At 69.5% G+C, this 20,289-nt stretch carries 16 protein-coding genes and 1 tRNA gene; 10 read left to right on the plus strand and 7 right to left on the minus strand.

The genetic code is table 11. The features are described from left to right. Window positions 1-30 precede the first annotated feature (30 nt). The 3 genes from VIL76_RS19230 to lptF form a co-directional block, all read right to left on the minus strand. The gene (locus VIL76_RS19230; RefSeq protein ID WP_332046690.1) at window positions 31-2,382 is read right to left on the minus strand and encodes an LPS-assembly protein LptD; all 2,352 of its coding nucleotides are present in this window, start codon (window positions 2,380-2,382) and stop codon (window positions 31-33) included. 95 nt (window positions 2,383-2,477) lie between these two features. Beyond that, complete coding sequence (gene lptG / locus VIL76_RS19235) at window positions 2,478-3,584, minus strand: LPS export ABC transporter permease LptG (protein WP_332046691.1); 1,107 nt, start codon at window positions 3,582-3,584, stop codon at window positions 2,478-2,480. Continuing rightward, entirely contained in the window at window positions 3,581-4,723 is a 1,143-nt protein-coding gene (gene lptF, locus VIL76_RS19240) for an LPS export ABC transporter permease LptF (RefSeq protein ID WP_332046692.1), read from the minus strand. The genes lptG and lptF overlap by 4 nt, the downstream gene beginning before the upstream one ends. 144 nt (window positions 4,724-4,867) lie before the next feature. On the opposite strand from lptF, the gene VIL76_RS19245 reads away from it, so the two are divergent. The 5 genes from VIL76_RS19245 to VIL76_RS19265 all read left to right on the plus strand — a co-directional run bounded on the left by VIL76_RS19245 (window position 4,868) and on the right by VIL76_RS19265 (window position 9,778). Further along, window positions 4,868-6,313, plus strand: a complete 1,446-nt coding sequence (locus VIL76_RS19245; RefSeq protein WP_332046693.1) for a leucyl aminopeptidase — start codon at window positions 4,868-4,870, stop codon at window positions 6,311-6,313. Between the two features lie 3 nt (window positions 6,314-6,316). Then, the gene (locus VIL76_RS19250; protein WP_332046694.1) at window positions 6,317-7,003 is read left to right on the plus strand and encodes a hypothetical protein; all 687 of its coding nucleotides are present in this window, start codon (window positions 6,317-6,319) and stop codon (window positions 7,001-7,003) included. Between the two features lie 70 nt (window positions 7,004-7,073). After that, window positions 7,074-8,957 (plus strand): ATP-binding protein, encoded by a 1,884-nt coding sequence (locus VIL76_RS19255; protein WP_332046695.1) that lies wholly within the window; start codon window positions 7,074-7,076, stop codon window positions 8,955-8,957. A 36-nt stretch (window positions 8,958-8,993) separates the two neighbouring features. After that, on the plus strand, window positions 8,994-9,452 hold the full coding sequence (locus tag VIL76_RS19260) for a DNA polymerase III subunit chi (RefSeq protein ID WP_332046696.1): 459 nt from the start codon (window positions 8,994-8,996) through the stop codon (window positions 9,450-9,452). Further along, window positions 9,449-9,778, plus strand: coding sequence for a peptidase inhibitor I78 (locus VIL76_RS19265; RefSeq protein ID WP_332046697.1), 330 nt, complete (start codon window positions 9,449-9,451; stop codon window positions 9,776-9,778). The genes VIL76_RS19260 and VIL76_RS19265 overlap by 4 nt, the downstream gene beginning before the upstream one ends. On the opposite strand, the gene VIL76_RS19270 is transcribed toward VIL76_RS19265, so the two are convergent. Continuing rightward, window positions 9,775-11,010, minus strand: a complete 1,236-nt coding sequence (locus tag VIL76_RS19270) for a glycosyltransferase (RefSeq protein WP_332046698.1) — start codon at window positions 11,008-11,010, stop codon at window positions 9,775-9,777. The two genes, VIL76_RS19265 and VIL76_RS19270, sit on opposite strands and share 4 nt — an antisense overlap. A gap of 2 nt (window positions 11,011-11,012) precedes the next feature. Continuing rightward, on the minus strand, window positions 11,013-12,239 hold the full coding sequence (locus VIL76_RS19275) for a glycosyltransferase (protein WP_332046699.1): 1,227 nt from the start codon (window positions 12,237-12,239) through the stop codon (window positions 11,013-11,015). Between the two features lie 97 nt (window positions 12,240-12,336). Here VIL76_RS19275 and VIL76_RS19280 point away from each other — a divergent pair. Together VIL76_RS19280 and tig are read left to right on the plus strand one after the other, a co-directional pair. Beyond that, window positions 12,337-12,421: transfer RNA gene (locus tag VIL76_RS19280), tRNA-Leu, on the plus strand. A gap of 155 nt (window positions 12,422-12,576) precedes the next feature. Further along, window positions 12,577-14,061, plus strand: coding sequence for a trigger factor (gene tig, locus VIL76_RS19285; RefSeq protein WP_332046777.1), 1,485 nt, complete (start codon window positions 12,577-12,579; stop codon window positions 14,059-14,061). A 64-nt stretch (window positions 14,062-14,125) separates the two neighbouring features. Here the strand turns inward: tig and VIL76_RS19290 are convergent, their stop codons facing one another. Next, window positions 14,126-14,305, minus strand: coding sequence for a hypothetical protein (locus VIL76_RS19290; protein ID WP_332046700.1), 180 nt, complete (start codon window positions 14,303-14,305; stop codon window positions 14,126-14,128). A 300-nt stretch (window positions 14,306-14,605) separates the two neighbouring features. On the opposite strand from VIL76_RS19290, the gene VIL76_RS19295 reads away from it, so the two are divergent. The 3 genes from VIL76_RS19295 to VIL76_RS19305 are packed head-to-tail and all read left to right on the plus strand — an operon-like array spanning window position 14,606 to window position 19,262. Continuing rightward, window positions 14,606-16,393: an FAD-dependent oxidoreductase gene (locus tag VIL76_RS19295; RefSeq protein WP_332046701.1), complete on the plus strand. Its 1,788-nt coding sequence runs from the start codon at window positions 14,606-14,608 to the stop codon at window positions 16,391-16,393. Beyond that, entirely contained in the window at window positions 16,378-18,210 is a 1,833-nt protein-coding gene (locus tag VIL76_RS19300) for a 2-oxoacid:acceptor oxidoreductase subunit alpha (RefSeq protein ID WP_332046702.1), read from the plus strand. Before VIL76_RS19295 ends, VIL76_RS19300 begins: the two co-directional genes overlap by 16 nt. Next, the gene (locus tag VIL76_RS19305) at window positions 18,207-19,262 is read left to right on the plus strand and encodes a 2-oxoacid:ferredoxin oxidoreductase subunit beta (protein ID WP_332046703.1); all 1,056 of its coding nucleotides are present in this window, start codon (window positions 18,207-18,209) and stop codon (window positions 19,260-19,262) included. Before VIL76_RS19300 ends, VIL76_RS19305 begins: the two co-directional genes overlap by 4 nt. Here VIL76_RS19305 and purM read toward each other — a convergent pair. Continuing rightward, window positions 19,259-20,284, minus strand: a complete 1,026-nt coding sequence (gene purM, locus VIL76_RS19310) for a phosphoribosylformylglycinamidine cyclo-ligase (protein ID WP_332046704.1) — start codon at window positions 20,282-20,284, stop codon at window positions 19,259-19,261. The genes VIL76_RS19305 and purM overlap by 4 nt on opposite strands. Window positions 20,285-20,289 lie beyond the last annotated feature (5 nt).

Raw genomic sequence — 20,289 nt, forward strand, 5'->3', positions numbered from 1 at the left:
TCCCGATGGGACCCTTGGCCCGCAATTCTCTCAATTGCCATACAGAGGTCCGGCCAATGTGGCGAGCGTTAGGCGGAAGGTGATCGACTCCCGCGGACCCAGGCGGCCGATGACGGTGTCTTCCTTGCGGTAGATCACGTCCAGCCGCAGGCATTCGTCTCGGTAGAAGACGCCGAGGTCGCGGATGACCCAGGCTTCCTGGGTGATGTCGCGGTTACCGTAGGCCGAGACGCCCCAGTTGCGACCGATCGCCACTTCCCCCCCGACGTCGAGGTTCTCGCGCCTGAGGTTGGTGGGCTGGAACGGGTTGGTCAGGTCGACGGCGAAGTCGTCGGTCAGATAGCGGACGAAGCCGGAGGCGCGGCGGGTGGCGACGTTGGCCCCGGCCTCGAGCCGATGGACGTCGAGGTTGTCGGAATCCAGCCGCGCGCGGGTGAACAGGCTCAGGCCCCGGATCGGCTGCACGTCGGCGGCGACGACCCAGTCCGACGCGGTCTGCCGCAGGCCCGAGCGCAGCGAGAAGACGTCGTTCTCCTCGGCGCGGAAGCTGCGGCCCACGAGGAAGCTGCCCCGGCGGCCGTCGTCCCACAGGATCGAGGCGCGGCCGGCGACGTTGAGCCGCGCGCCGTCCTCGTAGAGGTCGTAGCCCGGGAACTTGTTTGCCCGGAACAGGGTGGTCTCGTCGAACTCGAAGGTGGCCGAATCCTCGTTGAGGTAGATGGGCTGTCCCGTCGGGTCCGTGCCGAGCACGATCTGCTTGGCGTCGGGAGAGACGGCGACCTGGACGATGGGCTCGAGCACCACCGAGGCGTCGCGCCAGCGGCGGTGCACCGGATAGGTCAGGAAGGCGCCGGCGACGGCGAGGGCGCGGGAGGTGGTCTCGCTGCGCGTCTGGGCGGCGACGCCATTGGTGATGTCGTTGATGCTGTAGCCGTCCAGCCGCACGTTGACGAACGGCTCCAGCCGCAGGCCGCCGCGGGAGGTGAAGGTCCGGCGCCAGTCGGCCTCGCCCGTCACCCGGCGGCTGTCGAGGCCCGGCAGGCGCAGGGCCGGATTGAGCGGGGACTGGTCGCGCGTGAGCGCCACCGCGCTGGCATGGAAGCGCAGCCGCCCGCCCGCCACCTGGCCGGCCTCGAAGTGGCTCTCGACCAGCGGGGCGATCAGCGGGAAGGTCCGATCGACGTCGAACGGCCGCAGGCTCTGGATGCTCATGGCGGCCGTCGAGAAGTACGACCGCCGGTCCTGGCGCACCGTGTAGAGCTGGCTGATCAAGCGGCGGTCGTCGGCGATGTAGGGGCCGCGGCTCTGGTAGACGTCGCCGACTTCGTACTTGTCGAAGATCAGGTCGTCGGAAGCCCGCTCTGCGGTGAAGCCCCAGCGCCACTTGTCGGCCGGCCGGAAGGCGCCGGAGGCCAGCAGGTAGCTGCGGTGGGTCTCCTCGCCGAACTTCTGCCCGCGCCCGTCGAAGTCCTGCTCGTAGGTGTAGCCGGCGCGCACCTCGATGTCGCCGGAGTAGAAGCGCTTGCGCCCCTGCACGTTGAGGAACGGATTGACCTTGGTGTTGAGCTGCGGGCTCAAGATCACGTCGGAGTAGGGCGAGATCGCCCAGTAGTAGGGCTGCTCGTAGGACAGGCCCCGGCGGTCCGAGGCGCCGATCTTGGGGGCCAGGAAGCCGGAGGCGCGCGGCGACTCCGGATCGGCGTGCCAGAAGACGGGCAGGTACAGCAGCGGGACGCCGAAGATCCGCATCCGGGCGTTGCGGTAGTAGACGATCCGCCGGGTCTTATCCTGCACCACCCGGTCGGCCGCGATCGACCAGGTCGGGGTCTTCGGCTTGCCGTCCGCCGCGCAGATGTCGCACGGCGTGTAGATCGCCCGGTTCAGCTCCTGGATGTTCTCGTTGCGGCGCACGGCGCTGGCTCCGGCCAGCTTCACGTTCTGCTGCAGGCGCGTGGAGAAACCGAGCGCCACGCCCGCGCGCATGTCCTCGTCGAGCACGAACTCGTCGGCGTACTGAACGGTGCCGTCGTCGTTGATGATGGTGACGTTGCCGCGGGCGCGGATCACGCCCTGGCCCTCGACGTCGCTCTCTTGGAAGATCAGCCGGTCGGCGCGCAGGGTACGCCCTTCGTAGCGGACCTCGACGTTGCCCTGGGCGGTGGTGAGCCGCTTCTCGTCGTCGCGGACGACCTCGTCGGCCTCCATGTAGAGCTCGCCGGGCTCCAGGCCATCGGGCGTGCGGGCGGGGGTCGCGGCCGGCGCTGCGCCGGGGGCGGCAGGCGTCTGGGCCTGGGCGTAGGGGCTCCACGCGACGGTGAGCGCCACGCCTGCGAGGAGGGCGCGCTTGGCTACGGCTGACGGCGAGCGCCGAGCGGAACTCATATTAAGCTTCTGATCCCCTCTTGCCGCACCCCTGAAAGGGCGCGGGACGCCTTTAGCCTGGGCTGTCGCCTTGCATAGCCGCGCGGGCCGGCGATTCAACCGTCTTCGGTGTAGCAGAGCAGCGTCAGCCCAAACAGCAGCGCCACGAGCGGTGGCGCCCAGGCGGCGGCGAACAGCGGCAGGAAGTCGGCGCGGGCCAGCGCCCCGCTGAACTGGTTGAAGAAGAACATCACGAAGCCCAGCGCCACGCCCGCGCCGGCCAGGCCCGCGAGCCCCCCCAGCCGGACGAGCCGCAGCGAGAACGCGGCCGCCAGCACCGCCATGGCGGCGAACAGCAGCGGCGTCGCCAGCAGCTGGTGCCAGCGGAGCTCGTAGCTTGCGGCCGAGAAGCCGGCCTGCTCGGTGGCCTCGATGGCGCCGGGCAGCTTCCAGAAGGCGATGGCCTCAGGCGAGGCGAAGCGCTCCATCGCGCCCTCGGCCCCCAGGCGCGAGCGGATCGAGAGACTCTCCGAGCGCACCGAGTTTTCTCCGGCCATGGCCTCGCGCACGTCGGTCAGCTGCCAATGGCCGGGCATCAGGCGCGCCTCGGCGGCCTCCAGCCGGCGGCGGAACTCCGGCGCGCCGGTCTTCGGGTTCTTCTGGTAGATGAACAGCGACACGCCCTTCAGGCGCACCGTCCCGCGCTCCACGTCGCGGGTCTTGGCGTGGATGACGATCTGGGTCCGCTCGTCGCCCTGGCGCAGCCAGACCTCCTTCGGCGCGTCGCCCAGGTAGTTCTCCATCATCCGCCCGCGCTGGGCCTCGAAGCGCGCGTTCAGGGCCGCAGCCAGGGGATTGAGCACCGTCACCGCCAGGACGCCGACGACGAAAGAGGCGGCCGCGAAGGGCAGGATGAAGCGCCAGGCCGAGACGCCCGCGGCGCGCATGGCCACCAGCTCGCTCTTGCGGTTCAGGCCCACGTAGGCGCCGATCCCGCCGCCCAGGAAGACGAACGGAAGCAGCACCTGGATCACCGAGGGCGCCCGCAGCAGGGTCAGGCCGAGGATGTCGCTGGCCCCCACGTCGGCGGGCGCGCCCACGTCGCGCGACAGGTCCACGAACTGGATCAGGAAGACGATGGACGCGATGACGGCCAGGGCCGCGCCGACGCCGGCGAAGGCGCGGGAGAGCACATAGCGTTCGAGCCGTCCGGTCCCGATCACGCCGCGGCTCCGGCGGTCGCCACCGGCCTCGTGCGGCGCGTCATGTCGATGAACCGGCTCACCCGCTGGCGGAAGATGCTGTGCAGGGCCCACCAGATGGTGGCCAGCGGGATGACGTACTGCAGCACGTTCACCCAGGGGCTGTCTTCGGAGGCGGCCTGGACGGCGAAGCCCAGGATGCGGCTGAACGCGGCTACGGCGCTCATGATGGCGATCCGCCGACCGTATCCCAGCCGGGAGAAGCCGCCGCCGATGATCGCCGACAGCGCGAGCGCCATGAAGGCGATGTTGTAGAGCGGCGTCGTCAGCCGCGCGTGGCCCTCGGCCAGCAGTTCGTCGTGGCTGCGCTGTTCCCAGATCTGCGTCATGTCCGGGAAGAACAGTTCGTGCAGGTAGCGGTCCGACGGCTTGTAGTGGACCAGCTCCTCGGAGTTCACCAGCGGCCCGAGGTCGAAGGTGTACTCGTCGAAGGACAGGTAGTTGAGCACGCCGCGCTCGGAGAACTCCTGGTTCGAGCCCTTGCGCATGATCAGCACGGGCCGGCCCTGCTGCTTGGCCACCCGGCCCTCGGTGGCCGTGTAGGTCGTCGCCGAGCCGTCCGGCTTCATCTGGTGGATGAAGAGGTTGCGCATGTTGCCTTTGCCGTCGACGGTCTGGGCGTAGACGGTGAGGCCGGGCACCGGCTCGGTGAACTCGCCCTCGCGCACCAGGGCTGCGGCCAGGTCGGTCCGCACCTTGAAGAGCTCGTCCCGCATGGCGCGGGCCGCCGCCGGCTGGATGAACAGGTTCAGCACCAGGGCCAGGAAGGCGATGGTGCAGGCCAGCCGCAGGGCCGGCGAGATCACCCGCCAGCGGCTCATCCCGCCGGCGAAGCAGACCACGATCTCCTGCTCGGTGTGCAGCCGATTGAGCGCCACCAGGGCCGCCACAAACAGGGCCACGGGCATGATCATGTTGACCAGCTGGGGCATGGCCAGCAGCGTGATCTTCAGGAAGACGAGCGCGCTCTGCCGCTCGGTGACGATGTAGTCGAGCGTCGACAGGGTCTGCGACAGCAGCGCCACGCCGGCCAGGGCGGCGGTGGCCAGCAGGGTCGGCCCGAGGAGCTGGCGCAGCAGGTAACGGTCGATCAGGCGCATCGGCAAGAAATACGGCTCACCCGGGAATTCTGCCGCGCCCCGGCCGCGGAGCTGTTCTAAACCATGCGTCGCCTTGCCGGACAACCGTCGATGGCGTAGCCCGGCGCCCAACCCCCGACCGACAGAGACGAGAAGGCAGTATCGATGGAGATCGAGTTCGTCGCGGCCGACGCCCCCCTTGCCCCGAAGACCGCGGTGGCTCGCGTGGTGTTCGAGGGCCAGGCGCAGGAGGGCGCGCTCGCCCGCGCCGTCTCCGCCAGCCGCTTCACCGGAGCCAAGGGGCAGACGCTGGACGTGCTGGCGCCGGACGGCGGCGCCGAGCGGCTGGTGCTCGTCGGCGCCGGCAAGGCCGAAGCTTTCGACGCGCTGGCCGCCGAGCATGCGGCCGCGGCCGCCTATGCGGCTGTGAAGACCTCCGGCCTCACGACCCTTCGCGTAGAGCTGCCCAACGCGGACGCCGATCTGGCGGCCCGCGCCGCCTTGGGCGTACGCCTCGCCAGCTACCGGTTCGACAAGTACCGGACGAAGGAAACGGCGGACAAGAAGCCGTCGGTGACCAAGGCCCAGATCGTCGGCCAGACTGACGCCGCTCTGACCGCCTTCGCGCCCCTGGCGGCGCTGGCCGACGCGGTGGCCTTCACCCGGGACCTCGTCTCCGAGCCCGCCAACGTGCTGTATCCCGCCGAGTTCGCCCGCCGCGTGAAGGAGCTGGAGCGCCTCGGCCTCGAGGTCGAGATCCTGGGCGAGCCGGAGATGATGAAGCTCGGCATGGGCAGCCTGCTGGGCGTCGGGCAGGGCTCCATCCGCGAGAGCCAGCTGGTGGTGATCCGCTGGAACGGGGCGGACGACAAGAACGCCCAGCCGGTGGCCTTCATCGGGAAGGGCGTGTGCTTCGACACCGGCGGCATCTCCATCAAGCCCGCCGACGGCATGGAGGACATGAAGTGGGACATGGGCGGCGCGGGCGCCGTCGCCGGCCTGATGCACGTGCTGGCCGGCCGCAAGGCCAAGGTGAATGCGGTGGGCATCCTGGGCCTGGTGGAGAACATGCCCGACGGCAACGCCTACCGGCCCGGCGACGTGCTCACGTCCATGTCGGGCCAGACCATCGAGGTGATCAACACCGACGCCGAGGGCCGCCTCGTGCTGGCCGACGCCGTCTGGTACTGCCAGGACCGCTTCAAGCCGAAGTTCATGGTCGATCTGGCCACCCTGACCGGCGCGATCATCATCAGCCTCGGCAACGAATACGCCGGCCTGTTCTCCAACAACGACGAGCTTGCGGCCAACCTGCTGGCGGCCTCGGAGACCGAGGGCGAGCCGCTCTGGCGCATGCCCCTGCCTGCGCAGTACGACAAGAATATCGACAGCGTGATCGCCGACATGAAGAACACCGGCGGCCGGCCTGGCGGCTCGATCACGGCGGCCCTGTTCATCAAGCGCTTCGTGAACGACGTCCCCTGGGCGCACCTGGATATCGCGTCGACCGCCTGGAAGAAGCCGTCCACCGTGCCGACCATCCCGGAAGGCGCCACCGGCTACGGTGTGCGGCTGCTGAACCGGATGGTGCAGGAGAAGTACGAGGGCTGAGGCATGCGCCTCGTCCTCCTGCACAGCCCGCTGCTGGGCCCGCTCTGCTGGCAGCCCGTATGCAAGACGCTGGCGCTGCGGGGGCTCGACGTCGAGGCCCCCGCTTGGCCGAAGCTCTCGACCCTGGCGGTCGACTGCTACGCCGGCCTCGCCAACGCGATGGCCGCCACGATCGACGCCCACGGCACGGCGCCAGCCATCCTCGTGGCGCACAGCGGGGCAGGGCCGCTCCTGCCGTCGGTGGCTGCCCTGGCCCGGACGCCGGTCGCCGGCGTGATCTATTGCGACGCCATCCTGCCGCATCCGGGCCTCAGCTGGTTCGACACCGCCCCGCCGGAGTTGCGCATGCAGCTTCGGGTGGGGGCTGAGGACGGCCGGCTGCCGTCGTGGGATCGCTGGTGGCCGCCTGGCAGCCTCGAGAGGTTGATCCCGGACGAGCCCTTGCGGACGGCCTTGCTGGCCGAGCTGGAGCCGATCCCGATCGACTACTTCGAAGAGCTCGCGCCCGAGCTCGAGTTCGAGCCGCCCACCGCCTTCCTGCAGCTCAGCGGCGCCTACGACGACGAATCACGACTCGCCGGGCGCCAGGGTTGGCCGGTTGTGCGCCTGCCTTTGCACCACCTGGCGATGCTGACCCACGTGGAAGGCGTAGGCGGGCCCCTCGAAAGTCTCGCGTCGCGGTTGTGCTGAGCCACGTCTATCCCGTTCCGAGATTATTCACCAATTACGCCAAGATTCCCTCTCGAGGGGGGACTGGCGTATGCCGGATGGGGACAAGTCGCGTCTGAATCTCAGCCCGACCGTGCAGCCGGGCCGCGCCGACGTCTTCAGCAGCTATCAGCTCACGCTCGACGCCCTGACCTTCCCGGCATGGCGCCACGCCCTCGTGGGCGCAGTCCGCGCCGGGTGCCTCGCTCTGATCGGCCACCCCTGGCTGGCGCTCGCCTGGTTCGTCGCTTCCGTGCCGGCCGACATCGGGCAGCAGTGGCTGGTCGCCCGTCTCAAGCGGAAGGCGGTCGCCCGCAACGTCACGGACACCCCGTTCGCGGTGGCAGTCCTCTGCTTCTTCCGCTCGTGCCTCTACATTTCCGCGCCGCTGGCGGCGGCGCTGATCTCCGGGTCGCTGGAAGCCGTGCTGTTCATGGCGCTGATCGGCGCCTCGCTGGTCGCGCTCAGCCTCTCTTACGGGGCCTTCTCGTTCGCCGTGTTCTTGGGCACGGCGGGCCCGGCGCTGGTCGCTCTCGCCGCAGTGGGGGTCGCGTTGCTCGCGCCGCTGCACAGTGGCGTCATCGTGGCCACCGTGGTGATGACAGCCCTGGTGATGTCGCTGGTCGCCTTCACCTGGCGGACCTCGCTGGGCGCCTGGCGCAGCACCCACAACGCCTCCCTCGACCTGATCCGCGACCTGGAGGTCGCCCGCGACCGCGCGCAGGAGGAGCGGGCCTCGGCCGACATCGCGCGCGAGACGGCCCGCCGCGCCGGCCAGGCCCGCGCCGCCTTCCTGCACAACCTCAGCCACGAGATCCGCACCCCGATGAACGGCGTCGTGGGCATGGCCGAGGCGCTGCGCCGCTCGGCGAAGGATCCGGAACAGGCCGCCCGCCTCGACATGCTCGTCGAGAGCGGCGAGCACCTGATGTCGATCCTCAACGACGTCCTGGACATGTCGAAGATCGACGCCGGCCGGCTGGAGCTGGTGCTCGAGCCCGAGGACCTGCCGCGCTTCCTGCAGATGGTCGTCGCCTTCTGGGCGCCACAGGCCGAGGCTAAGGGGCTCAGGCTGGAGCTGGCCGCCGATACGGGCCTGCCAGGCGTGGTGCAGATGGACGCGCTGCGCCTGCGCCAGGTGCTCTACAACCTGATCTCCAACGCCCTGCAGTACACCGACAGCGGCTCCGTCAGCGTAGTGGCGCGCGCCGGCCCCGTCCGCCAGGGCCGCTCGCGGGTGACCATCAGCGTCAACGATACCGGGCGCGGGATCTCGCCCGAAGAGCTGCCCACCATCTTCGACCGCTATTCGAAGGGCGACACGGCGGCCCAGGACCGCTACGGCGGCATGGGCCTGGGACTCGCCATCAGCAAGCAGGTGACCGAGCTGATGGGCGGGCGCCTCAAGGTCGAGAGCACACCGGGTCAAGGCTCGAGCTTCCAGGTCGAGCTGGTGCTGGAGCTGGCCCGCAGCGCGGAGCTCGCGCAGGCGCGCAAGCCGGCGAGGCCCGCGGCCCGCAGCCGACGCCTGAAGATCCTGGCCGTCGACGACGACCCGGTGAACCTCTCAGTCGTCGAGCAACTCCTGGTCGGCGCCCGCCACCAGGTGTTCCGCGCCGCCAGCGCGGCCGAGGCCCTGCAGCTCGCGCAGAGCCAGGCCTTCGACCTCCTTCTGCTCGACGTCCACATGCCGCAGATGTCCGGCCCCGCGGTCCTGAAGACGATCCGCGGCAGGGACGGCCCGAACCAGGACACGCCGGCGATCGCCATCACCGCCGACGTGGTCACCGGCACCCGCGCGTCCTGCTTGGCGCAGGGGTTCGTCGAGCACGCCACCAAGCCGATCCGCGCCGACGAGCTGCTGGCCGTGATCGGCCGGGCCGCCAAGGCGGCGCCGAAGAAGACCGCCCCGAAGAGGTCAGTCAGGCGCGCCTGACCTCGCCCGCCCGACGAAAGGGCGGTAAGAGGGGCCATGCCTGCGGCCCCCTGCGAGATGTGGTTCTACCACCTGGAGCGCACCGGACTCGACCAGGCGCTGCCGGAGCTCCTTGAGAAGACGCTGCAGCGCGGCTGGAAGGCGGTGGTGCGCACACCCGAGCCCGAGCGTATCGAGCACCTCGACGGCTGGCTGTGGAGCTACCGCGACGACAGCTTCCTGCCGCACGCCCCGTCCGACGAGCCCAACGCCGCGCGCCAGCCGGTGCTGCTCACCACCGGCTTCGAGAACCCCAACGGGGCCGACGCCCTGTTCCTGATCGACGGGGCCGAGCCCGGCGAGCTGGAGGGATACGCCCGCTGCGTCGTGCTGTTCGACGGCGCCGACGACACGCAGCTGGCCCGGGCCCGCGCGCAGTGGTCGGCCGCCAAGGGCAAGGGCGTGCCGGTCTCCTACTGGAAACAGCAGGCGCGCGGATGGGAGAAGACCGCATGAAGCCCTGGCTCGTCTTCGCTGGCCTGGCGCTCCTGCTTGGCGCCTGCGGCACCTCCCCGGAGGACACCGAGCCCGCGGCCCCGCCGCCGGCCGTGCGTCCCGCGCCGCCGGCATCCACGCCGCCGCCGCCGCCGGATTCGTGCGGCGCGTCCCGGCTGCAGCACCTGGTGGGCCGGCCCAAGTCCGAGATCCCCATCCCGGTGGACCCGGGCCGCCAGCGGGTGGCGTGCACCACCTGCCCGGTGACCCAGGACTTCAGCCCGCAGCGCCTGAACTTCTTCTTCGACGCCGACACCGGCGTCATCCGCGAGATCCGCTGCGGCTAGGCCGGGATCTCCACGTCCATCTCCCGCAGCAGGTCGAGCCAGGCCTGCCGGCCCTTGGCGCGGCTGAACCTCTCCAGCGGGGTTTCCCTCGCCGCCGCCCGCAGGGGCCTGGTCGCCTCCGGATTGCGGCAGGCCTCGATCAACGCCTCCGACAGGGCGTCCACGTCGAAGAACGGCAGCAGCCGCCCGTTCATCCCGTCCTCGATCGCGTCGCGCACCGGGGGCGTGTCCGAGCCGATCACGTAGCACCCCAGCGCCATGGCCTCGGCCAGCGACCAGGAGAGGACGAACGGATAGGTGTAGTAGACGTGCGCCGACGACAGCCGCAGCGCGTCGTGCATGCGCCCGTGCGCAACCCGGCCGAGGAAGTGGACCCGGCTCATGTCGATCCGGTCCTCCACGCCTTCCAGGCAGACCTGCTTCCAGGTCTTGCCCTCGGGCGCATTGCCGCCATAGCCGCGGGCCTTCTCGTCGCCGATCACCAGCACCTGGGCGTCCGGCACGGCCTCCAGCACCCGCGGCAGCGCGCGCAGGAAGATGTGCAGCCCCCGCAGCGGCTCCATCTGGTTGTTGATGTGGGTGATCACCGGCGTGCCGGGCGCGATCACCCGTCCGTCGTCCAGCGGGAACGGCGCGGCGGGTGCGGGTGCGATCGCATCGACGTCGATCCCTTCGTGGATGACCCGCACCCTCGGCTGGAAGATCGAGGGCAGGGTGGAGGCCTGGAATGGCGTCGGGCAGACGATGGCCGTGGCGTCCGTCAGGGCCAGTGACATGACCGAATTCTTGGTCTTGCCCAGCAGCACGCCCTCTTCGGTGAGCGGGATGAACTCGTTGTCGAAGTCGATGTCGAGCCCCCGCCCACGGTAGAAGAACTCCGGATAGAGCACCTGCTTCGCGTCGGGCCAGGCCTCCTTCAGCAGCGCGGTCTCGCCCCAGCCGGAGTGGCCAACGATCACCTGCGGCTCGAAGCCCTCGGCCTTGAGGCTGCGGGCGCCGCGCAGGGCCGCGGTGGCGCGCAGCAGGTCGGCCTCGGGCCGGACGGCATAGACGAAGATGCCTGGCGTGGTGCCGCGGCTGAGCCCATAGCGGGCGGTGCGCACCTGCGGCATTACGGGAGCGGTGTTGGCGCTGATCGCGCGGACCGGCACGCCGCGGGCCAGCAGGCTCTCCACCAGGTCGCGGAATTGCGCCGGGAAGTTAGTGTGAACGAACAGCACGCCTTCCGCCACGCTCAGCCCTCCACCTTGACGCCGAGCTCGGCGAGCAGCGCCAGCCAGCCGGCGCGTCCGTTGGCGGTGGAATAGCGCTCCGCCGTCTCGCGCGCCGCGGCTCGCATGGGCGCGGACGCCGCCGGGTCGCGGCAGGCCTCGATCAGGGCCTGGGACAGCGCGCCCACGTCGAAGAACGGCAGCAGCCGTCCGTTGACGCCATCCTCGATCACCTCGCGCACCGGCGCGGTGTCCGAGCCGATCACGTAGCAGCCGGCCGCCATCGCCTGCAGCACCGACCAGGAGAGGACGAACGGATAGCTGTAGTAGACGTGGGCCGCCGACGCCCGCAGCGTGCCCAGGATCTGGCCGAACGGCACGTAGCCGATGAAATGCACGCGGGCCGGGTCGAGGTCGACGCCCCTCAGGCAGGCCTCCTTCCAGCTCGCCGCGCCTTCCGGCGGCGGACCCGAATAGCTCAGCGCCCGCTCGTGGCCGAAGATCATCACCTGCGCGTTGGGGACCACCTCCAGGACGCGGGGCAGGGCGCGGGCGAAGATGTGCAGGCCGCGGACCGGCTCCAGGTGGTTGTTGATGTGGGTGATCACCGGCTGGCCCGGCTCGATCGTGCGGCCGTCGCCGAACTGCAGCCGCGGCGCCAGCCCCGGCCGGATGGCGTCGACGTCGATCCCCTCGTGGATGATCCGCACCCTGGGCCGGAAGACGTCGGGCAGCATGGAGGCCTGGAACTCGGTGGGGCAGACGATGGCGTCGGCGTCGGTGAGCGCCAGGGCCTTCGGCGCCCCCAGCGCCCAGGTGCTGAGCACCTGCTGGTCGCTGGGCGGGAACTCCGGGTCGAAGTCGAGCTGCAGGCCGCGGCCGCGCGGGAAGAACTCCGGGTAGATCACCTGCCGGGCGTCCGGGAAGGCCTCGTGCAGCAGCAGGGTCTCGCCCCAGGTGGCGTGGCCGACGATCACCTGCGGCGCGAAGCCCTGCGCCTTGAGCTCGCGCGCGGCGTCGAGGGCGCCCACCGCCCGGATCATGTCCGCCTCGGGCCCGGCCGCGAGCGGGAAGATGCCGGGGGTCGATGAACGGGGGATGGCGTAGCGGGCGATCTTGATGCCAGGAACGCCCGGCGCATGGCCCTCGCCGATGGCCGCCACGTCCACGCCGCGGGCGGCCAGGGCGGCCGCGAGGTCCCCGAACTGCCCGGGGAAGGCGTTGTGCACGAAGAGGACGGCCGGCTTCACCGGCCGGGTTCTGCCCGCAGCCGGCGCGGCTGTCACCTGGGCTGCCGCTCGGCCGGGGGTTGACGGCGGGCCTGCGTCCCGCGATGGCAGGCCCTGAGCGGATGTGGCGGAACTGGTAGACGCACTGGATTTAGGTTCCAGCGCCGCAAGGCGTGGAGGTTCGAGTCCTCTCATCCGCACCACGCCCGCGCCCAGGCCTTGGGGCTTGGACGCAGGCGGCGGCCATGACATAAGCAGCCGCTTCGCCGCCGGCCGTTCGGCGGCGCTTATCCTTTCCACTTGAAGGCGGAGCTCCTCGCGCAAACCTTGCGTGGCCTCCGGGAAGTCCAAGATGTCGATGCAGATCGTTGAAAAGTCTGGCGAAGGCCTGAGCCGCGTCTATGGCGTGACCGTCCCGGTCGCGGACCTGACCTCCAAGCTGGAGGCGCGCATCGCCGAGATCACGCCGACCCTCAACATCAAGGGATTCCGCCCCGGCAAGGTGCCGCCGGCCCACGTCCGCCGCCTCTACGGCAAGGCCCTGATGAGCGAGGTCGTCGAGCAGACGCTCAACGAGACCACCCAGAAGGTGCTCACTGACAACAACCTGCGCCCCGCAGGCGACCCCGACCTGAAGCCTGAGGGCGACATGAACGAGGTCATCGAGGGCAAGGCTGACCTCGCCTACGAGATCGCCATCGACCTGATGCCCGACTTCACCCCGGTGGACGTCGCGACGCTTAGCCTGGAGCGGCCGGTCTACGAGCCCACCCAGGCCGAGGTGGACGAGGCCGTGGGCGAGCTCGCCAAGCAGAACCGCACCTACGAGGCCAAGACCGGCAAGACCGTGAAGGCCGAGGACGGCGACATGGTCGTCATCGACTTCGTGGGCAAGCTGGACGGCGAGGCCTTCGAGGGCGGCACGGCCACCGACGCCGAGCTGGTGCTGGGCTCGGGCCAGTTCATCCCGGGCTTCGAGGAGCAGCTGGTCGGCGCCAAGCCGGACACCGACGTCGAGGTGAAGGTCACCTTCCCGGAAAACTACCAGGCCGCCAACCTGGCCGGTAAGGAAGCCATCTTCGAGGTGAAGGTGAAGGAAGTGAAGGCCGCGGTGGACACCGCCGCCGACGACGCCTTCGCCGAGCGCCTGGGCGTGGAGAGCCTCGACAAGCTGCGCGAGCTCATCAAGTCCAACCTGCAGCAGCAGTACGCGGGCGCCTCGCGCTTCAAGCTCAAGCGCGCCCTGCTCGACCAGTTGGATTCGAAGCACGACTTCCCGCTGCCGCCGAAGATGGTGGAGGCCGAGTTCGCCACCATCTGGAACCAGGTCCAGCAGGACAAGGAAAGCGGTCAGCTGCCGCCCGACGACGCCGAGAAGTCCGACGACCAGCTGCAGGCCGAGTACCGCAAGATCGCCGAGCGCCGCGTGCGCCTGGGCCTGGTGTTGGCCGAGATCGGCCGCGCCAACAACGTCCAGGTCACCGACCAGGAGCTGACCGAGGCCATGCGCCAGGAGGCTCTGCGCTACGGCGCCCAGGCCCAGCAGATCTTCGACCTGTTCCGCCAGAACCAGAACGCCCAAGCCCAGCTGCGCGCCCCGATCTTTGAGGACAAGGTCGTCGACCTGATCGTCGGCAAGGCGGCGGTGACCGACAAGCCGGTCTCCAAGGAAGACCTCCTGAAAGAAGACGACCTGCCCGAGGGCTACGGCGACGAGGCCGAGGCGAAGCCGAAGAAGAAGGCGTCGGCGAAGAAGGAAGCTGCGGCTGGCGACGAGGCCGCCGCGGAAAAGCCCGCGAAGAAGGCGGCGCCGAAGAAGAAGGCTGCCGCCAAGGAGGAGTAGCCTCCTTCGCCATACGACGTCGAACGCGCCCCCGGCTCAACCCGGGGGCGTTTTCGTATGGGCTTCAGAGCCCGCGAAGGCGGCGAAGCAGCTCGGGATTCTCGATGCGAGCCCGGCGCTCGTTGATCTCGCGGGCGGCGCTGAAGGAGACGATCTCCTCGGCAAAGGCATCGACGAGGACGGCTTCGACGGGCGGAATGGCGGGGGACGCAGGCACTGGGACGACATCGCTCTGGATGCTCATCGGCGGTTCTCCCTGCCCCTGGCGAGGGGCTCCCGAGGGTTAAGCTAGCATTAATTCGGGACGGCCGCATGCACCTGGCCGTCACAACTCCGTTGGCCAGAGCAGCGCCAGCATTCGCCCGCCGACCGGCAGTCTGCGACCAGAAATCACCGAACAGCGATCAGGATTCGGCTTGGCTTGGGCTGAAAACGGGGCGTAACCTCACGGTTGGACGCCGCGTCGTGACGGCGGGCCCACTCTGGCTCTAGCCGGGGTTCGCCTTCCGCCACGGGAGTAGAGCGTGTCGGGAAGGAACTGGCTTTGCAGCGCACGCGTACCGAGGGTCCTGAGTACTTCCACAAGGTCGTCGATTGCCAGTGGGCGTGCCCGGCCCATACGCCCGTGCCGGAGTACATCCGCCTCATCGCCGACGGCCGTTACGCCGACGCCTACATGATCAACTGGACGTCGAACGTCTTCCCCGGCGTGCTGGGCAGGACGTGCGACCGCCCCTGCGAACCCGCCTGCCGCCGAGGCCGGGTGGAGGAGGAGCCGGTCGCCATCTGCCGGCTGAAGCGGGTGGCGGCGGACAACAAGGGGGACGTGCGCGAACGGATGCCGCCGCCCGCCGCCGAGAAGAATGGCAAGCGCATCGCCCTGGTGGGCTGCGGGCCCGCCTCCCTGACCGTGGCCCGCGACCTCGCCCCGCTCGGCTACGAGATCGTCATCTACGACGGCGAGACCCGCTCCGGCGGCATGATCCGCAGCCAGATCCCCCACTTCCGCCTCCCGGAAGAGGTGATCGACGAGGAGGTGGGCTACATCACCGGCCTCGGCATGGAGCTACGCCTCGGCCAGCGGGTGGACAGCCTCAAGGCCCTGCTGGACGACAAATGGGACGCGGTCTTCATCGGCTCCGGCGCGCCGCGCGGCCGCGACCTCGACCTCCCCGGCCGCCAAGAGGCCGCGGCCAACATCCACATCGGCATCGACTGGCTCTCGTCGGTCTCCTTCGGCCACATCGAGAAGATCGGCCGGCGGGTGATCGTGCTGGGCGGCGGCAACACCGCCATGGACTGCTGCCGCACCTCGCGCCGCCTCGGCGGCGAGGAGGTGAAGGTGATCGTCCGGTCCGGCTTCGAGGAGATGAAGGCCTCGCCGTGGGAGAAGGAAGACGCCCTGCACGAGGACATCCCGATCCTCAACTACCGGGTCCCCAAGGCCTTCACGCACGAAAACGGCCGCCTCACCGGCGTGCTGTTCGAGGTGGTCGAGGCGGTCTACGACGAGAAGGGCCGCCGCAAGCTGGTCCCGTCCGGCCAGCCGGACGAGTTCCACGAATGTGACGACGTGCTAGTGGCCGTGGGCCAGGAGAACGCCTTCCCCTGGATCGAGCGCGACATCGGCCTGGAATTCGACGAGTGGGGCCTGCCGAAGGTGAACCCCATCACCATGCAGTCGACCATCCCGCACGTCTTCTTCGGGGGCGACGCGGCCTTCGGGCCGAAGAACATCATCTGGGCCGTCGCCCACGGCCATGACGCGGCGGTCTCCATCGACAAGTTCTGCCGCGGGGAGGACGTGGCCCTGCGCCCGCCGCCGGACGCCTCCCTGATCAGCCAAAAGATGGGCATCCACGAGTGGAGCTACGACAACGACATCGCCAACGACCGGCGCTACCGGGTGCCGCTGCGCGACAAGGAAGTGGCGCTGAAGGACGTCCGGATCGAGGTGGAGCTGGGCTTCGACCGCGAGCTGGCGCTGAAGGAGGCCCAGCGCTGCCTGAACTGCGACGTCCAGACGGTTTTCGCCGACCCTCTGTGCATCGAATGCGACGCCTGCGCCGACATCTGCCCCGTCGACTGCATCACCTTCACCGAGGAGAGCGAGGAGCCTGACCTGCGCGGCCGGCTGCGGGCCCCGGCGCTGAACCTGACCCAGGAGCTGCTGGTCTCGGGGAAGTTGCCCACCGGGCGGGTTATGGTGAAGGACGAGGACGTCTGCCTGCATTGCGGCCTGTGCGCCGAGCGGTGCCCGACCGGCGCCTGGGACATGCAGAAGTTCTATCTCGAGATGACGCACGCGGGGGCGGGATGCCGGGCGAGTTGAAGGCGCGGGTGAACGACTTCGTCGTCAAGTTCGCCAATGTGAACGGGTCGGGCTCTGCCAGCGCCAACGGCATGTTCGCCAAGTCAATCCTGCGGATGGGGGTGCCCGTCGCGGCCCGCAACATCTTCCCGTCGAACATTCAGGGCCTGCCGACCTGGTTCGAGGTCCGCGTGACCGAGCAGGGGCATCTGGGGCGGCGGGGCGGCGTCGACGTGATGGTCGCCATGAACCCCCAGACCTGGGACAAGGACGTCGCCGAGATCGAGGCCGGCGGCTATCTGTTCTACGACAGCACCAAGCCGCTGCCGCCGTCCAAGTTCAGGGACGACGTGACGGTGATCGGGGTGCCGCTGACGGCGATGTGCAACGCCCGCTACACGCTTCCCCGCGAGCGGCAGCTGTTCAAGAACATCGTCTATGTGGGCGCGCTGGCGGCCCTGCTTGGCATCGATCCCGCGGTGATCGAACAGCTTCTGGCCGAGCAGTTCGAAGGCCGCGAGAAGCTGATCCAGGCCAACTGCGAGGCGCTGCACATGGGCGTGGCCTACGTGCGCGAGAACCTCGTCCCGCTGAAGCTGCAGGTGAAGCGGGCGGACAAGGTCGGCGACCGCATCTTCGTGGAAGGAAACCAGGCCGCGGCCCTGGGTGCGGTCTACGGCGGGGCGACGGTCTGCGCCTGGTACCCGATCACGCCCTCCACCTCCCTGGCGGAGGCCTTCACCGACTACTGCCAGGAGCTCCGGATCGACCCGGAGACGGAGAAGGCGCGCTACGCCATCATCCAGGCCGAGGACGAGATCGCCTCCATCGGCATCGTGGTGGGGGCCGGCTGGAACGGGGCGCGGGCCTTCACCGCCACCTCGGGGCCCGGCATCTCGCTGATGACCGAGTTCATCGGCCTGTCCTACTTCGCCGAGATTCCGGCGGTGATCTTCGACGTGCAGCGCGGCGGCCCCTCCACCGGCATGCCGACGCGGACCCAGCAGGCTGACCTGTTGGCCGCCGCCTACGCCAGCCACGGCGACACCAAGCACCCGATGCTGCTGCCGGCGGACCCGGGCGAGTGCTTCGAGTTCGGGGCGCTGGCTTTCGACATCGCCGACCGGCTGCAGACCACCGTCTTCGTCATGCTCGACCTCGATATCGGCATGAACGAGTGGCTGACCAAGCCCTTCGCCTGGGACGACTCCAAGGCCCTTGACCGCGGCAAGGTCATGTCCTTCGAGGACCTGGAAGCGGGCGTTGATTTCGGCCGCTACAAGGAGGTGGACGGCGACGGGATCCCGTACCGTACCTATCCCGGAGTCCACCCGACACGCGGCGCCTACTTCACCCGCGGCACCTCCCGGAACCCCTACGCCCGCTATTCGGAGGAGGGGACGGTCTATGTCGACAACATGCAGCGCCTGCTGCGCAAGTTCGACACCGCCAAGTCCCTGATCCCCGCGCCGGTGATCACGCGGGCCAAGCGCAAGACGCCCGAGGGCGTGATCTATTTCGGCTCCACGACGCCCGCCATGCACGAGGCGCTGGAGGCGCTCGACGCCAGAGGCCTGCGGCTAGACGCGCTGCGGCTGAAGGGCTTCCCGTTCTGCGAAGAGGTGTTCGACTTCATCGCCGAGCACGAGCGGGTGTTCGTGGTCGAGCAGAACCGCGACGGCCAGCTGCGAACCTTGATCATGAACGAGGGCGGAGTCGATCCGGCCAAGCTCGTGCCCGTGAAGCACTACGACGGCACGCCGATCACCGCCCGCTTCATCGCCGGAGAGATCGCCGCCCTGCTGGCCATCGGCAATGTCATCGAGGCTGCGGAATGACCTACATCACCAAGCCGCAGCTGCATCACCCGGCGCTGGCCAAGAACAGCCTCGGCTACACGCGCCGTGACTACGAGGGCTCCGTCTCGACGCTGTGCGCCGGTTGCGGCCACGACAGCATCTCGGCGGCGATCATCCAGGCGGTCTACGAGCTGGAGCTGCCGCCGCATCGCATCGCCAAGCTCTCCGGCATCGGCTGCTCGTCCAAGACGCCGGACTACTTCTTGGGAAATTCCCACGGCTTCAACACCGTCCATGGCCGCATGCCGTCGGTGCTGACCGGCGCCAACCTGGCCAACAAGGACCTGATCTACCTGGGCGTCTCGGGCGACGGGGATTCGGCGTCCATTGGCCTGGGCCAGTTCGCCCACGCAATCCGGCGCGGCGTGAACATGCTCTACATCGTCGAGAACAACGGGGTGTACGGCCTCACCAAGGGCCAGTTCTCCGCCACCTCCGACAAGGGCTCGAAGTCCAAGCGTGGGGTGACCAACCACGACGCCGGCATCGACCTGGTCTCGATCGCCCTGCAGCTCGGCGCGACCTTCGTGGCGCGCTCGTTCTCCGGCGACAAGGAACAGCTCGTGCCGCTGATCAAGGCGGGCCTGAACCACCGGGGCGCGGCCTTCATCGACTGCATCAGCCCATGCGTGCAGTTCAACAACCACCAGGGCTCTACCAAGAGCTTCGACTACGTCCGCGAGCACAACGAGGCGGTGAACCGGCTCGACGTGATCGCGCCGCGCGCGCCGATCAACGTCGATTATGCGCCGGGCGAGACGGTGAAGGTGCAGCAGCACGACGGCTCGATCCTGAGCCTCCACAAGCTCGCCGACCTCTACAATCCCAACAACCGCGCCCAGGCCCTCGGCTACCTCCAGGCCCGGCAGGCGAGGGGCCAGATCGTCACCGGCCTGCTCTACGTCGACCCCGCTTCCAGCGACCTGCACGACGGCCTGCAGACGGTGGACACCCCGCTGAACGAGCTCGGTGGGCCGGAGCTGGTCCCGGGCGCCGCGGCGCTGGATCGGATCAACGCGGCGCTACGCTAGCCCTCCGCCAGTTCGCCGATCACGAAGGCGTCCTCGCCGGCGCGGACGAGGCCTTCCAGCACGTCGGGCAGGTCGTGGGTGTCGACGATCAGCACCAATCCCACCCCGCAGTTGAAGGTCCGGCGCATCTCGTGGTCGGCGACGCCGCCGGTCTGCTGCAGCCACTCGAACACCGGGGGGAGCGCCCAGGCATTCCAGTCGAACTTGGGGACCAGGCCTTCGCGGATGGCGCGGGGCGGGTTCTCGATCAGGCCGCCGCCGGTGATGTGGGCCAGGCCCAGGACGCGCCCGGCTTTCAGGTGCGGCAGGACGGTCTGGATGTAGATGCGGGTGGGCGCCAGCAGCGCCTGGGCGAGCGTCTTGCCGTCCTCGAATGGGCAGGGGGCTTCCCAGGCCAGGCCCGAGCGCTCGACGATCCTGCGGACCAGGGAATAGCCGTTGGAGTGCGGCCCAGACGAGGCCAGGCCGATCAGGATGTCGCCGGCCTTCTGGTCGCCGAGCCTGGGCAGGACCTTGTCGCGGTCCACGGCGCCCACGCAGAAGCCCGCCATGTCGTAGTCGCCGTCGGCGTACATGCCCGGCATCTCGGCCGTCTCGCCGCCGACGAGGGCGCAGTTGGCCTGGCGGCAGCCCTCGGCGATCCCGGCGACGACGGTGGCGGCCGCCTCCACGTCCAGCTTGCCGGTCGCGAAATAGTCCAGGAACAGCAGCGGCTCGGCGCCCTGGGCCAGCAGGTCGTTGACGCACATGCCCACGAGGTCGATGCCGACTGTGTCGTGGATGGCGGTCTCGATGGCCACCTTCAGCTTGGTGCCGACGCCGTCCGTCGTGGAGACCAGCAGCGGGTCGTCGTAGCCGGCGGCCTTCAGGTCGAAGAGGGCGCCGAACCCGCCCAGCGAGGCCTCGGCGCCCGGCCGGCGGGTGGCCTTGGCCAGCGGCTTGATCCGCTCAACCAGAGCGTTACCCGCGTCGATGTCTACACCAGCTTGTGCGTAGGTGAGACCGTTGGGCCGCTCGGACATGGCGG

The organism is Phenylobacterium sp., from assembly GCF_036563285.1.
Taxonomy (GTDB): Bacteria; Pseudomonadota; Alphaproteobacteria; order Caulobacterales; family Caulobacteraceae; genus Phenylobacterium.